This is a genomic window from Paraburkholderia sp. SIMBA_030, from assembly GCF_046535245.1.
In the GTDB taxonomy this organism is placed as follows: Bacteria; Pseudomonadota; Gammaproteobacteria; order Burkholderiales; family Burkholderiaceae; genus Paraburkholderia.
On sequence record NZ_JAWRXB010001834.1, the window covers coordinates 1 to 229 of the forward strand.

At 59.8% G+C, this 229-nt stretch carries 1 protein-coding gene; it reads left to right on the forward strand.

What is annotated here, in order from left to right:
* Positions 1-180, forward strand: a 180-nt coding sequence (locus SB772_RS46320; protein ID WP_410839307.1) for a glycogen debranching N-terminal domain-containing protein, incomplete at its 5' end; no start/stop codon positions are given.
* Positions 181-229: the final 49 nt, after the last annotated feature.

The following is a 229-nucleotide window of genomic DNA, read 5'->3' on the forward strand; positions in this document are numbered from 1 at the left end:
GCCGATGGGAAATTCGATACCCCCTTGGCGGTTCAGCATGAACGGCATGTGGGGCCAGGACTTCGAGACGACATCGTCATCCGGAACTACTCGGCACAGCCTGCCACCTGCCGCATCGACTTAGCGCTCGACGCCGATCTGGAGGACCTCTTCGATATCAAGGGCGGGAACACGGGCTAAGCCGAACCGCCGAAACGCAGCATCGGCCATGAGGTACTGAGTTTCACCT